We start from the raw sequence: 13,992 nt of genomic DNA on the forward strand, positions 1-13,992 counted from the left end.
GATTTTTGGCTGATCTAGGGGCTTGGCATCCCTTCCAACGCCCAGCCGTCATGTTACCGAATTGTTACGTCGAAAGGCTAAAAAGCCGTAACTTTCCCTTCCGATTCTGTTTTTTGCCTTGCCCATGCTTCAGTTTTACCTCAACGATCAGCTCATCCGCACTACCCAGCCAGCTGGCAGTACGTTGCTTGACTTCGTGCGCTACAACCGCCACCTGACGGGCACAAAAATCGGGTGCCGGGAAGGCGACTGCGGAGCCTGCACCGTGCTGGTGGGCGAGCTGCAGCCAGACGAGCAAACGGTGGCCTACCAGTCGATGACGTCGTGCCTGACGCCGCTGGGCAATGCCCACGGCCGCCACGTGGTAACGGTGGAAGGCATTAACGCGGCGCGGGGCACGCTCACGCCGGTGCAACAAGCCATTGTAGCGGAGGGTGGCTCGCAGTGTGGGTTTTGCACGGTAGGCTTCGTGATGTCTCTAACCGGGCACTCACTCAGCCAGAAACCCGGCACCCCAGAAACGGCGCTGGCGGCCATTGATGGCAACATTTGCCGCTGCACGGGCTACAAGTCGCTGGAGCGGGCCACGCTGTACTTGCAGGAGCAACTTGCCGCGCGGCCGCAGGAGCAGCCGCTGGCTTGGTTAGCAGAGCAGGGCTTTGTGCCAACGTATTTCCAGGAAATTCCGGTCAAGCTTATGGCGTTGCGGAGCGCCATTGAGGCTTCGGCAGTAAGCGTACAGATACCGCAAAATGGTCATTCCGTCACTGTAACTGGCCTAGACGCAGCCACGGCAGCGCGCGCTCAAGTATTGGGCGGTGGCACCGATTTGCTGGTGCAACGCCCGGAGCAGTTACGCGAGATACCGGTGCAGCTGGTGTACGGGCAGCCAGAGCGCCGCGGCATTCGGCGCGAGGGCACCAGCATTGTGATAGGTGCTGCCACCACAGCGCAAGAGCTGATGGAGTCTGCGCTAATGCGGGAAGTGCTGCCGCGCCTACCCGAGCACCTGAAACTAGTATCGAGCACGCCTATCCGCAACATGGGTACGGTGGCTGGCAATTTCATCAACGCCTCCCCCATCGGCGACCTAACCATTCTGTTCCTGGCTCTCGGGGCCAGCCTCACGCTGGAGGATACTGGCCTAGGCCAGCGCCGCGAGCTGCCGTTGCAGGAGCTGTACCTGGGGTACAAGCAGCTGGCCAAAACCGCTGATGAACAGGTACTAGAATTCCGCTTCCCCGCGCCACTAACTACTGACTATTTCAACTTCGAGAAGGTCTCGAAGCGCACCCACCTCGACATTGCCAGCGTGAACTCGGCGGCGTGGTTGCGGGTGCAGGGTAGCCTAGTAGAAGCCGCGCGCTTCTCGGCCGGTGGCGTGGGCCCCGTTCCGCTAGTGCTGCCGCGTACGGCCGAGTTTTTAGTTGGGCGTGAAATCAGCGCCGCAGTAGTACGTAAGGCGCTGGAGCTAGCGCAAGAGGAAATCAGCCCAATCAGTGATGTGCGCGGCACTGTGCAATACAAGCGCCTGCTGCTGCGGCAGCTGCTGGCCGCCCATTTTCTGCAGTTCTTTCCTGAGCAGTTGAGCTTGGCTGACTTGCTATAGCAACGCAAAAGGGAACGTCCTGCTGAGCCTGTGGCGCATCAAGCCAGTGCTAGAAGGCACTTTACCGCTTCGTTACAGAACTCTAGGCTAATAGTTATGATGCGGTAGAGATACGTGAACAAGCTCAGTAGGACATGCTGCGAACGTATTGGAGCAGCCGCAATTACTCACCAACTGGCCTAGGCCAGTTACTCAATCAATCGCGTTGCAGTAGCCTCGCGTTATTTTTTCCGTCATGAATCACCTCGACCCGGCCCGCCACGTGCGCGGCGAATCGCAGTACCTCGATGATATTCCGGTGCAACAGGGCACACTGTACGCGGCCGTGGTGGAGTCGCCGGTGGCGCATGGCAAGCTGTTGAGCATTGACTTTACCGCCGCGCTCAATCTGCCCGGTGTGGTGCGCGTGCTCACGGCAGAGGATATTCCGGGGGAAAACCAGATTGGCGGTATTGTGCCCGATGAGCCCCTGCTGGCGGAAGGTCACGTGCACTTCCGCGGGCAGCCGGTGGCGTTGGTTCTGGCCGAAACCGAGCATCAGGCCCACGCCGCGCTAGGCCACGTGCGCGTAGAAGTTTCGCCGCTGCCCATCATCACCGACCCGCGCGTAGCGGCCGCTCAGGATGAGTTGATTGTACCACCGCGCACTTTCCAGATTGGTGATACGCAGGCGGCTTGGGCGCAGTGCGCGCACGTGTTTGAGGGCGTGGCGGAGTCGGGCGGGCAGGAGCATCTGTACATTGAAACACAGGGTGCGTACGCATTCCCCACCGAAATGGGCGGGGTGCGCATGGTATCCTCTACCCAGGGGCCCACGGCCGTGCAGCGCCACACGGCGCGGGTGCTGGGCGTGGGCATGCACCAAGTAGAAGTAGATGTTACGCGCCTTGGGGGCGGTTTCGGTGGCAAAGAAGACCAGGCCACGACCTGGGGCGCCCTAGCCGCATTGGGTGCCTTTACAACACGTAGGCCAGTGAAGCTGGTGCTCGACCGCATGGCTGACATGCGCATGACCGGCAAGCGCCACTCCTACTCTTCCGACTTCAAAATTGGGTTTGATGAGAACCTGAAGCTAGTGGCCTACGAGGCTACGTTCTACCAGAATGCCGGCGCCGCAGCTGACCTTTCGCCGGCCGTGCTGGAGCGGACGCTGTTTCACGCTACCAACAGCTACTTTATCCCGAACGTAACGGCCACGGCCTACAGCTGTCGCACCAACCTGCCGCCCAATACCGCCTTCCGGGGCTTTGGGGGGCCGCAGGGTATGTTCGTGATGGAGTCGGCGCTGGCGTGCGCGGCCGAGCAGCTGAGCGTACCGGTGGCGGAGTTGCAGCGGCGCAACCTGTTGCGTGAGGGCGACGTGCTACCCTACCGCCAGCCCACCGAGGGCTGCCACGCCGAGCAGGCCTGGGACACGGCCGCCAGTATCTACAACCTCCCTGGCCTACGAGCCGAGGTAGAAGCCTTCAACGCCCGGAACCAGCAGTTCAAGAAAGGGCTGTCGGTGATGCCCATTTGCTTCGGCATCAGCTTCACCAAAACGCCCATGAACCAGGCCCGCGCGCTGGTGCACATCTACACCGATGGCTCGGTGGGCGTGAGCACGGGCGCGGTGGAAATGGGCCAGGGCGTGAACACCAAGATTATGCAGGTGGCGGCGCGCACGCTAGGCATTTCGGCGGAGCGCGTGAAGGTGGAAAGCACCAACACCACCCGCGTAGCCAATACCTCCCCATCGGCCGCCAGCGCCACCGCCGACCTCAACGGCAAAGCCACCGAAATGGCCTGCTTAGCCCTGCGCGAGCGGCTGCTTCGCCTCGCGGCCACCGAGCTACAAATGGACTATGAAGGCCTGACCATTGAAGGCGAGCAGGTGCTAGCTGCCGGCACGCCCGCCGATACCACCTGGGAGAAGCTGGTTTCCGCGGCTTACTGGCAGCGCGTGAGCCTAACCGAAAACGCCCACTATGCCACACCCGGCATCCATTTCGATGCCCAAACCAACCAGGGACACCCCTTTGCTTACCACGTGTACGGCACGGCCCTCACTACCGTCACCGTTGACTGCCTCCGGGGCACCTACACGTTCGATGCGGTGCAGATTGCGCACGATTTCGGCCAGAGCCTGCACCCACAAATCGACCGGGGCCAGGTTGAAGGTGGCCTCGTGCAGGGCATTGGTTGGATGACGCTGGAAGAGCTGGTGTTCAACGGGGAAGGCCGCCTACTCAGCAACTCCCTCAACAGCTACAAAATTCCTGACCTGTACTCAGCGCCCAAAACCATTGCTGTGCACTTCCTGGATACGCCCGGCCACCCCAACGCCATCCTGCGCTCCAAGGCCGTGGGCGAACCACCCCTGATGTATGGCATCGGGGCCTACTTTGCCGTGCGCGACGCTATCCGCAGCTTCCGTCCCGGCGCTACCCTCCCATTTTCCGCTCCCATCACCCCCGAAAAGGTATTGCTCAGCCTCTACCCCGACGTTTTACTTACCACCCCCGCTTGCGCTTCAACTACCGTAACCACGTCCGTGGCTCCCTGATTTACGCCGCCGGCGACACAGCCGCGGCCCTGCTCCAACACGATTTTTCCTGGTCCCGCCTGCTCGGCATTGCCTTTATTGCGGGCACTATTTACGCTTGGGAAGTACCCACCTACTTCCGCTGGATTGACCACCGTGTGCCGCACCGCCCCGGCTGGACGGCCCAGCTCCGACGGGCCTCTTTGGCGCTGGCCTACTTCAACCCCCTCTGGATTGCGCGCCACTTCGTATTCATTCGCTTGTGCTCGGGCCAGCTCGATCAGATAACCTGGGACTTGCTCCCGATGGCTGCCCGCTCGTTTCTGCTGAACGCGCCAGTGTCGTTGCTGGTGAACTACTACATTCAGAACAAGCTGCCAGCTGATCGGCGCTTTCTGGTCAGCGCCTTATTTTCGGGCGTCATGGCCGTGTACTACGCCCTTAGCGCTAACTGGTAACAGGCAAAGTAGCACGCACTTTAGCTATTGCCTTACCACGGCTAGCCGCTGGGCCCGTACTCTTCCTCTAACTACACTCTCCTTGGATACTCACTCCTACGCCTCGCCTGCCACTCCGCGCGACTTACCCGTCTGGCAACACGCGGCCGCCAGCTTGCGGGCTGGGGTACCGGTAGCGCTGCTATGCGTACTGGCCAGTGAGGGCAGCAGCCCCGGCCGGCAGGGCTTCAAGATGAGTGTAACGGCCGATACTACTGCCGGCTCCATTGGAGGCGGCGTGATGGAGCACAAGTTTGTAGAACTGGCCCGCACCCGCCTTCCCGAGCCGGAGCCTAGGCCACTGCTGCGCCCCCAAATTCACCGCAAAGACTCTCCCACTGACCGCTCGGGCATGATTTGCTCAGGTGAGCAGTGGGTGCTGTTTTTGCCACTGACTCCGGCGAATCTGCCAGCGGTGGAGGAGTGCGCGGAAGCGCTGGGCAATAACACGAGTGGCCTACTGAGGTTATCGGCGGCTACTGGCCTAGAAGTATTGCCGGTGCCAACTAGTGAAACCCGATTTACATTTCAGGCGGGAGAGCAGTGGCAATATCAGGAGCGTCTGGGCTTTGCTTCGCGGGCAACCATCATTGGGGCCGGGCACGTGAGCCTGGCACTGTGCCGTGTGCTGGCGGCGCTGGATTTTGAGTTAACGGTACTCGACGACCGCCTGGATCTACCAACGCTACTCGCTAACCCCTTCCCCCACCACAAGCGCACGGTGGCCTACGATGCCATAGCCACAGAAATTCCGGAAGGCCCCGATGAATACGTGCTTATCATGACCGTTGGGTACCGCTCCGACCTGGTAGTGCTACGCCAGCTGCTAGGCCACCAGCTTCGCTACCTGGGAGTACTAGGCAGCCAAGCCAAGATAGGAGAGCTACTGGGCACTCTTCGCAGCGAGGGAGCTAGCGAGGAGCAGCTTGCTCAAATATCGGCCCCCATAGGCCTACCTATTCACAGCCGCACCCCAGAGGAAATTGCCATCAGCATAGCCGCAGAACTTATTCAGGTGCGGAATAGCTGTGAAAGGTGAATGAGTGAAGTATCATTTCGAGGACGAAGGGCGATACAATCCTTCGCACTCAATGTGCGCAATCTTCGACAGCAAAAAGCCTTTACTTCCGCTGGGGATGTAAAGGCTTTTGAATAAATCAATGTTTTGCGCACAAACACAGAAGGCTTGGTTCGCACTGCTCGCAATGGCACTTCACCCAACCACGACTCACTTATTCACTACTGCCCCCGCCATTATTGCCTTGCAGGTAGCCTTCGGTGAAGATGTGGTATTGGTCGAAGATGGAGCGCACGGAACGGCGCAGAATTAGTTCGCCCTGTGGGCCGGTGGGCACGGAAACGCCGGAAGCATAGCCGTTCCAGACGGCTCGGTTGGTTTGGTTGTCGATGAGGGTAACCAGCAAGGTACCATCCAGCAGCAGCATCCTGACGGGGCTGTAGCCTTGGCGCTGGTCGCTGGGCGTTTCATCGTCATCGGCGTAGCCCGTTTTTACCCAGCGGGAGAAATCAGGCTGTTGGTAGCCGCGAAAACGCATGGTACCCTCAAATAGGCGGAAGTTAACCAGCAGATCGGGGCGGCGCTTGGCAGGGCGGTAGCCTTGTACCTTCATGCGGGTCCGGATGGCGTCGCGCACGGCCTCACCTAGGCGGCTGGTGTCGGAGGCAATACCATCACCGCTTACAAACTCATAGGTACGGTAGCGCCGGAACTGCCCGGAAAAGCTATAGTCGGACTCTACACGAGCCTCCCGGGACATCAGACATCCAGATAAGGCCATACTGAGCCCTACTAACAGAAGTACAAACAGTTTCATAGACAAGAAAGCACAGGGTGGAACCTTGTCTAAGGTACGGTGCTCGTTATCAAATATCAACTACTTCTTTGTAGCATAACTTTGTGCCTCAGCCGTTTCGGGAGCCGCAAGTTCTTTCTCCAGCACGATAACCAACCCGTGCGCTCCCTGCATGGTGCCCACAATATCGAATCCTACCCGCAAGTTTAGCAGTAGCATGCCGCGCCATTGATTATAGGTTTGGGTTCGGATGCGTTGATAGCCCCATTGCTGGCACCAGGCATGCTGCTGGCGCATCAGCTCGGCCGCGGTGCCTTGGCCCCGAAAAGCAGGTTCTACGCCACCCAGCCAACTGTAATAGTGCCCTGGCTTGCGCTCATAGCCCAGCTTGCAGCCGACTAGCTTTCCTTCACTTTCTGCCAGCCATACCTGCACCGGGCTGCGGGCCTGTTGGTAGCGCAGCTCAGCCGCCTGCGCCTGATCATCCAGGGAGAAGATGGCAGTAAGCAGCGCAAGCAGGTTATTCCAGTCTGGGCCAACGGGCGGCAAGTCGGGCAGAAATCGAAACGAGATAGGCATAAACCAAATTACGGATGTGTTGGTAATGCAAGCGCTATGCTCAGTTACTGCAGGCTGGTAGTAGCATATGCTGTAACTAGAGCTAGTAGGATAGCAAGGTTAACAGCTGCCTATTTAGGCAGTGAGAAGCTTTTCCATCTGGATATTACAGCGCTCATAGGGGGAAGGCTGCCCGGCTACGGTTTTGCGGAAGCCTAGCTTGTGGTAGAGTTGCAAAGCCGGTGTGAGCTTGGTGTTGCTCTCTAGGTAAAGGCGCCGGGCCCCTAGTGCCTGCGCTTTGGCAATGGCGGCTTCGCCCAACCGAAACCCGATACCCAGCCCCTGCGCAGTGGGCGAAACGGCCATTTTTGCCAGCTCAAAGGTCTCATCTTCCATGCGCAACAAGGCGCAAGTGCCTACAATCTGCCCCTGGTATTCGGCTAGCAGGATGTGGCCGCCACGCTGCAGAATGTACTCATCGGGGTGGTCCAGGGCTTTAAGGTCGGCCTCTTCTACCCGGAAGTAGCGCTCAATCCATTCTACATTCAGGCGCTTGAAATCGGGTTGGTGTTGCGGTTGGTACTCCAAGAGCCGCACTTCTCCCGCCACGCGCGCGTCGCGGATGGCTTTCACCCGGCTCGCTAGGCTCTGGCGCGACAACGCGTACTCCATCTCACTTAGGGCCAGCCATAGGTTGTGCCGGGTTTCTGCTAGCAGTTCTTCCGTGGCCTGCCGCACGTCGGCGGTCTGCTGCTGCAGGGCCGTCCACAGTTCGGCACCCTTGTCGGTGAGCGATACTTCGCTGCGGCGCTGATCCACCTCGGCTCGCTGCACGGCTACTAACTCGTGCTTGGCCAGGTCTTTCACCACTTGACTTACTGCCGCGTGGGTCTGACCAATGCTTTCCGCAATATCACCAATGTGGCGGCCAGCCTCCGATGCCACCGTGTAAAACACCGGAAACCAGCGGGGCTCAAAGGGCACGTGGTACAAGCTGTACACTTCTGTGGCCTGACTGGTCATCATATCGTTCAAACGCCGCAGCCTACTCCCCAGCGCAGCGGTACCTACTTCATCGAAGAACTTCATAGCACAAATAAAAGTATTTATGTAAGCACTTACAAATATCAACCATACATGCTGAATTTATTTGATACCTCGCGTACTCAAGCGGCTTTATAAACACGAAACAGGCCTAGAAATATTTCTAGGCCTGTTTCGTGTTTATCACATCTTAGCGGTAGCCGGCAGCCTGCAGTTGAAACAGCTCTGCGTAGCGGCCACCTTTGCTTAGTAACTCCTCATGGCTTCCGATTTCCACGAACTGCCCATTTTCAATTACGAGAATCCGGTTAGCCATTCGCACGGTGCTGAACCGGTGCGAAATAAGCACGGCAGTTTTGCCTTGGGTAAGGTCGTTGAAACGCTGAAACACTTCGTACTCGGCGCGAGCGTCGAGTGCCGCAGTCGGCTCGTCGAGAATCAGTAGTTGGGCCTCGCGCATGTAGGCGCGGCCTAGCGCAATCTTCTGCCACTCGCCCCCACTAAGGTCGACGCCGCCATTGAAGCGCCGACCAATCATCTGGTCGTAGCCCTGGGGCAGCTTGGCAATAACGGAGTCGGCAAGGCTCTGGGCTGCCGCCTGCTCAATGCGGGGGCGGTTGTCTTTCTGCTCAATGCGGCCTACGGCAAGGTTCTGACCAGCCGGTAGCTGAAAGCGCACAAAGTCCTGGAAGATGACGCCGATTTCCTGGCGCAGCTCGGCGGGGTCGTACTCGCGCAGGTCGTACCCATCGAGCAGGATGCGGCCTTCGGTGGGGTCGTAGAGCCGGGAGAGCAGCTTCACAAGTGTAGTTTTGCCGGCGCCATTTTCACCTACCAGGGCCAGCTTTTCGCCAGCTTGTAGGGTGAAGTTGAGGTTACGTAAGGCCCACTTCTCGGCGTTGCGGTACTTGAAGCCTACATTCTCGAAGGTGAATCCCTGCCGGATAGGGTGCGGAAACGGCCGCACCGGCTGCGTTTCATCGCGCCGGATGCGGGGTTGCAGGTGGAAGAAATCGAAGAAGTCTTGCAAGTACAAGGCCCCTTCGGCCACAGAGCTGAAACGGCTCAGAATACCCTCTAGCAGCCCGCGCATCCGGCCAAACGAGCCCGCCAGAAACGTAAGCTGCCCAATACTCACGCGCCCGTACACAGCTTGGCTGATGATGTACACGTAGGCCGCGTAGTAGCCCCCTGCTCCTACGGCCGCGAAGAACGTGCCCCAACCAGCCCGCCGAATCACGAGGTCTTTGTTCTTCTGGTAAAACTCATCCGACAGCGTCCGGAACCGGTCAATCAGAAAGCCCGACAGCCCAAAGATCTTAACCTCCTTGGCTGTTTCATCGGAGGCACCGGTCTGACGCAGATAATCCAGTTCCCGCCGCTCGGGCGTCCAGCCGTGTACCAGCGAGTAGCTGCGCTCATTGAAGTGCGACTCGCCGAGGAAAGCGGGCACCACGGCTACCAGTAACAGCAGCAACAGCCAGGGGTTAAAGGCCGTGAGCCCGACGGCTAGGAACGCCATCGTGATGAAGTCCTGCGCCTGGCTAAGTACCTGGGCCATGAGCACGGTGCGGGAGAGCGTTTGGCGCCGGGCGCGCTCCAGCTTGTCATAGAACACGCTGTCTTCGAACTGATCCAGATCGAGCTCAGCGGCGTGCTCCATCAGGCGCACGGAGGTTTGGTTGGCAAACAGGTCACCCAGCAGCGAGTCTAGCAACGCCACGCCACGGCCCAGCGCATCCGACAGAATAGCCAAGCCAAATTCTAGCGCCACTAGGCCCATAACCGGAGCCAATGCCCGCTCCGCAGCGGGCTGCCGGCTCAGCTGCACTACCGTGTCGAGAATTAACTGGCCTACGTAAAGCATGGCCACTGGTAGCGCGGCGCGTAGTAAGCGTAGGCCTATATTCCCGAGGGTTAAGGCCGGGCTAGTTTGCCAAACCAGACGTAGAAACTCAGGCAGGTTTTTCAGAGCCGAAAACCGCTCCTGTACCGAAAGCGCCGGCTTGCCATCGGGGCGTGGTTTCTTAGCAGATATAGTAGAGAAAAAAGAATCAGAACGAGCCATATACTACTGTACGGCACACTTCGCGCCGAATTCGAAACGCGGCCGTTTTGGCAGTATTTCCGGCGACAAGGCAGTGGCCTAGAGGCAGTTCTTGCCTGGTTCTGCTAGGCAGCGGCTGCTGCAGTAGAGCTTCATACCATTCTCCTACTACTTCCGAAGCCTGCTTACTCCCGCCGCCGTGTTGTATAATGCAGCCAGAAACAGTAGCGTTATAGGTAAGCACCTGAGAGCCGCCTAGGCCAGTCCCGTTCTTGGCTAACCTCCGGACGAAGCTGCGCGCTATTACGTATTGCTTCCGTAGCCACTACCAAGGCACCTAGTGCTTTTTCTTTTTCACCTCCCGCATGCTGCACAGCCTCCTCTATACTCCCTTCGCTGACGCGGCTCGCCAAGCCCAGTATGAGGCAGTGCGCGCCGCTCTGCTAGCCGACCCCACCCCTACCACTGCGCTGCTGCTCGGTAATTTTGAGGTAGAAGGAGAGGTGATTGATGCTCTAGTGGTGCGCCCCCGCAGCATTACGGTACTGCTTTTTGTGCCCGAAGGGGGCCTACTGGAGATTTCCACGCAGCCAGATGCCGCCTGGCAGCTTGGCTCCTACACCTTGCACGGCGACGAGCACGCAGCTAACCCATTTGAGCAGTTTTTGCACCAGCAGGAAGCCGTGGCCACTTGGCTGGCTGACCAGTTGCCCTCTACCTCTATTCTGCCCGAATACATCACGGGCATTGTCCTTTTCGCTGATACCGTGCAGTTCGGGCCGAGCGTGGAGGCTTACCTGCGGCGGCAGCCGGGTGCCGAGAACTTTCAGCTTCTGGGCACCACTACGCAGCTCCCCCGCCGCCTGCGGCAGCTAGGCCACTCCGAGCTCAACCTCTCCGACGATGAGCTTTTAACCTGGGCTAACGACCTGACGGCGAGCATAGCAGCTGGCGAAACGCTTAGTGATACTCCTGAGCCCGGCTTTTGGGAACAGAAGGCCCGCCAGCTCTGGTACTGGCTGGGCGCCGTAGATATTCCTGAAGATGCACCGTACGGAGCTCCGGCCGAGGCCGTAGCCGCGGGCCAGCAAGAAATGCAACGGCTGGAGCAGCTTAGCCAACAGGTACACACCGAGCTAAACGCCCAGCGCCAGGCTATGGAGGCCCGGGAGGCTGAGCGCGAGCAAAGTATTGCGCAGTTGCGGGCCCAGCTAGAGCAGGCTCCATCTGCCGCCGCTGAAGCCGCTGAATTGCGGGCCCGGTTACAGCAGGAAAGCCAGGAAAAAGCAGCGCTAGAAGAAGCCATCCGCGCGGCGCGGGCAGAAGCCGACGCCCGCAACAGGGAGCTAGACGCTCGTATTCAGCAGCTAGGCCAGTTAATTGAGCAGATGCAGCAACGGCCGCCCAGCCCGGCGCCTGCAGCTACCCCAAGTACCCCAGCGGCTCCGGCTAGGCCCGTGCCACCTGCGGCGGCGCGCAAGCCTGCTGCTACAATTAGGCCAGCTGTACCTTCCAGCTCCAAAGCCGCCACTGTACCAGCGCGGCCTCAAACTGCGTCCCCTCTGCATGGGCTACGGCGCCTGCAGGCCACTAACCTGCGGCTGCCGCGCGTTGCGCTGGTGGTGGCAGTACTCATCTGCGTGGCGCTGGCGGGTTGGGCTATTGTACGGTCGTCGAAGAGGTTGTTGCAGGAGCAAGATCAAACGCCCGCCCGCACTGCTGCGCGCCCTCAATATCAACCCGAAGCGCAAACGGATGAGTCGGAGGCCACGCCGCCTACTATTGAGGACATCATGCCTGATACAATTGATGTGACCACCGAAGAACGCTCTTCTCCGGAGCAAACCACTCCTAAAGCGACTGAGGCAATACCCCCCGTCTCCGACTCAGCTGAAGCAACCTCTGAGGAACCTGCTACGGAAGTACAGCAAACGGATACAGTCGGCCAGTCAGCCCCCATCAACCCCTAGAATTTAAGGGCATGCACCCCAACAAAAAAGGCTCCTACCGTAGTAGGAGCCTTTTTTGTCTTCAATCCAGATGGAGGATTAATATGGTTTCGCATCGTGAGCAATAGCCTCAGCTTCGGCCACGGCATCAGAGCCTTTGCTTTCATTGTACTGATTGCCGCCTTCGGCTTTTTTGCCAGCGCGGGCTGCCTTCAAGCCTTCTTCCAAGCGGCGACCCCAATCAGGGTCACAGTTGGTGCATAGCTCTACCATCTTGTCGCTCACCTTGTGGTTGGCATCCGTTAGGGCGCCTACCATGTTGTTGATGAGGTCGTCACGTTCCCAATCTTCGTGCAGACGGTACCGCTCGCCGGCCTGCTTGAAGTTGTTTTGACGGTCGATGGTCTGACGCATCAGGCGGCCCGTGTATTCCGGCATGTGGTCGGGGGCTGAGCGAGGTGCTTCTTTCAGACCGTTGAGGCTGCTGGGCTCGTAGTTTACGTGCAGGTTCTGATTGGGCGCCGAGTCAACGTGGTAGGCCATCTGACCGTCGCGCTGGTTGGTGGCTACGTGCTTTTTAGGCGCGTTGATGGGCAGCTGCAAATAGTTAGTGCCTACGCGGTAGCGCTGCGTATCGGAGTACGAGAAAGTGCGGCCCTGCAGCATCTTATCGTCGGAGAAGTCGAGGCCATCTACCAGTACGCCCGTACCAAACGCCGACTGCTCTACTTCGGCGAAGTAGTTTTCGGGGTTCTTGTTCAGCGTCATCTTGCCCACAGGCAGATGCGGGAACTGGTCTTCGGGCCAGATTTTGGTGTCATCCAATGGGTCGAAGTCCAGCTCGGGGTGCTCGTCGTCGCTCATGATCTGCACGCGCAGCTCCCACTGCGGGAAGTCGCCCTTCTCAATGTGCTCGAACAGGTCTTGGGTAGCGTGGTTGAAGTTTTTAGCCTGAATGGCTTCTGCTTCCTGCGCCGTTAGGTTCTTGATGCCCTGCAGCGGCTCCCAGTGGTATTTCACCAACACGGCTTCGCCCTGCGCATTTACCCACTTGTATGTGTTCACGCCCGAGCCCTGCATCTGGCGGTAATTAGCCGGGATGCCCCAGGGCGAGAACAGGAACGATACCATGTGCATGGCCTCCGGCGTGTTCGAGATGAAGTCGAAAATCCGCTCCCCAGTCTGGCGGTTGTGTACTGGGTCGGGCTTCTGGGAGTGAATCAGGTCTGGGAACTTCATGGCGTCCCGGATAAAGAACACCTTCAGGTTATTGCCTACTAGGTCCCAGTTGCCGTCCTCGGTGTAAAATTTCACCGCAAAACCGCGCGGGTCGCGCAGGGTTTCCGGCGAGTGGCCACCGTGGCCTACCGTGCTAAAACGCACGAATACGGGCGTTTGCTTACCCGCCGTGTTGAACAGCTTAGCACGGGTGTATTTCTCGATGGGCTCATTGCCTACTTTACCGTAGGCCTCAAATACGCCATGCGCGCCGGCACCGCGGGCATGCACTACGCGCTCCGGGATTCGCTCACGGTCGAAATGGCTGATTTTTTCAATGAACTGATAGTTCTCGAGCGTGGCTGGGCCACGGTTACCCACGGTGCGGGTGTTCTGGTTATTGGTTAGCGGGTGTCCCTGGCGGGTGGTCAGCGTCTGGGCATTTTCCCCAGCCGCCGTACGCGTATCCTCAGAGGTTCCGGCGCCGGTTACGGCCGTACCTGTGCCATTGCCGTTGCTGGCATGACCATTGGATCCGGTGTGGTTTTCTGGTTCTTGACTCATGGTATCGGAATTTAAGGATGGAAACCTTGCCTAAACTACCAGCTAGGCCAGTAGGCTGTTCAAAATACAGCTTATAAAATTTGGGGGTTCTGCCTGCACGCGGCTAGCAGCACTGGGAGTTTTCTGCGGCGTCCTCGCCGGGCATCCTACCTTTGTAGCCTATTCGCT

The 13,992-nt window shown here is 58.9% G+C and carries 10 protein-coding genes; 5 read left to right on the forward strand and 5 right to left on the reverse strand.

Going from position 1 to position 13,992, the window contains the following annotated elements:
- Positions 1-124: 124 nt before the first annotated feature.
- The 4 genes from EU557_RS04400 (at position 125) to EU557_RS04415 (ending at position 5,669) form a co-directional block, all read left to right on the forward strand.
- Positions 125-1,609: an FAD binding domain-containing protein gene (locus EU557_RS04400; protein ID WP_135529182.1), complete on the forward strand. Its 1,485-nt coding sequence runs from the start codon at positions 125-127 to the stop codon at positions 1,607-1,609.
- 235 nt (positions 1,610-1,844) lie between these two features.
- Complete coding sequence (locus EU557_RS04405; RefSeq protein WP_135529183.1) at positions 1,845-4,154, forward strand: xanthine dehydrogenase molybdopterin binding subunit; 2,310 nt, start codon at positions 1,845-1,847, stop codon at positions 4,152-4,154.
- Positions 4,115-4,591: a hypothetical protein gene (locus EU557_RS04410; protein ID WP_135529184.1), complete on the forward strand. Its 477-nt coding sequence runs from the start codon at positions 4,115-4,117 to the stop codon at positions 4,589-4,591. The genes EU557_RS04405 and EU557_RS04410 overlap by 40 nt, the downstream gene beginning before the upstream one ends.
- Positions 4,592-4,673: 82 nt before the next feature.
- The gene (locus tag EU557_RS04415) at positions 4,674-5,669 is read left to right on the forward strand and encodes an XdhC family protein (RefSeq protein WP_135529185.1); all 996 of its coding nucleotides are present in this window, start codon (positions 4,674-4,676) and stop codon (positions 5,667-5,669) included.
- A 193-nt stretch (positions 5,670-5,862) separates the two neighbouring features.
- Here EU557_RS04415 and EU557_RS04420 read toward each other — a convergent pair whose 3' ends face one another.
- The 4 genes from EU557_RS04420 to EU557_RS04435 all read right to left on the reverse strand — a co-directional run bounded on the left by EU557_RS04420 (position 5,863) and on the right by EU557_RS04435 (position 10,114).
- Positions 5,863-6,465 (reverse strand): DUF4136 domain-containing protein, encoded by a 603-nt coding sequence (locus tag EU557_RS04420; RefSeq protein WP_135529186.1) that lies wholly within the window; start codon positions 6,463-6,465, stop codon positions 5,863-5,865.
- Between the two features lie 60 nt (positions 6,466-6,525).
- Positions 6,526-7,023: a GNAT family N-acetyltransferase gene (locus EU557_RS04425; RefSeq protein WP_135529187.1), complete on the reverse strand. Its 498-nt coding sequence runs from the start codon at positions 7,021-7,023 to the stop codon at positions 6,526-6,528.
- 114 nt (positions 7,024-7,137) lie between these two features.
- Complete coding sequence (locus tag EU557_RS04430) at positions 7,138-8,091, reverse strand: bifunctional helix-turn-helix transcriptional regulator/GNAT family N-acetyltransferase (RefSeq protein WP_135529188.1); 954 nt, start codon at positions 8,089-8,091, stop codon at positions 7,138-7,140.
- Positions 8,092-8,236: 145 nt separating this feature from the next.
- Entirely contained in the window at positions 8,237-10,114 is a 1,878-nt protein-coding gene (locus EU557_RS04435; RefSeq protein WP_135529189.1) for an ABC transporter ATP-binding protein, read from the reverse strand.
- A gap of 344 nt (positions 10,115-10,458) precedes the next feature.
- Between EU557_RS04435 and EU557_RS04440 the strand changes: the two genes are divergently transcribed.
- Positions 10,459-12,063, forward strand: a complete 1,605-nt coding sequence (locus tag EU557_RS04440; RefSeq protein ID WP_135529190.1) for a hypothetical protein — start codon at positions 10,459-10,461, stop codon at positions 12,061-12,063.
- Between the two features lie 78 nt (positions 12,064-12,141).
- Here the strand turns inward: EU557_RS04440 and EU557_RS04445 are convergent, their stop codons facing one another.
- Positions 12,142-13,824, reverse strand: a complete 1,683-nt coding sequence (locus tag EU557_RS04445; protein WP_135529191.1) for a catalase — start codon at positions 13,822-13,824, stop codon at positions 12,142-12,144.
- Between the last annotated feature and the right edge of the window lie 168 nt (positions 13,825-13,992).

This window comes from Hymenobacter wooponensis (assembly GCF_004745865.1).
Taxonomy (GTDB): Bacteria; Bacteroidota; Bacteroidia; order Cytophagales; family Hymenobacteraceae; genus Hymenobacter; species Hymenobacter wooponensis.

Excerpts from the sequence above, each read along its gene's own strand:
- EU557_RS04420 (WP_135529186.1), bottom strand. The coding sequence starts at position 6,465 with ATGAAACTGTTTGTACTTCTGTTAGTAGGGCTCAGTATGGCCTTATCT.
- EU557_RS04405 (WP_135529183.1), top strand. The coding sequence starts at position 1,845 with ATGAATCACCTCGACCCGGCCCGCCACGTGCGCGGCGAATCGCAGTAC.
- EU557_RS04445 (WP_135529191.1), bottom strand. The coding sequence starts at position 13,824 with ATGAGTCAAGAACCAGAAAACCACACCGGATCCAATGGTCATGCCAGC.
- EU557_RS04400 (WP_135529182.1), top strand. The coding sequence starts at position 125 with ATGCTTCAGTTTTACCTCAACGATCAGCTCATCCGCACTACCCAGCCA.
- EU557_RS04425 (WP_135529187.1), bottom strand. The coding sequence starts at position 7,023 with ATGCCTATCTCGTTTCGATTTCTGCCCGACTTGCCGCCCGTTGGCCCA.
- EU557_RS04435 (WP_135529189.1), bottom strand. The coding sequence starts at position 10,114 with ATGGCTCGTTCTGATTCTTTTTTCTCTACTATATCTGCTAAGAAACCA.
- EU557_RS04440 (WP_135529190.1), top strand. The coding sequence starts at position 10,459 with ATGCTGCACAGCCTCCTCTATACTCCCTTCGCTGACGCGGCTCGCCAA.
- EU557_RS04430 (WP_135529188.1), bottom strand. The coding sequence starts at position 8,091 with ATGAAGTTCTTCGATGAAGTAGGTACCGCTGCGCTGGGGAGTAGGCTG.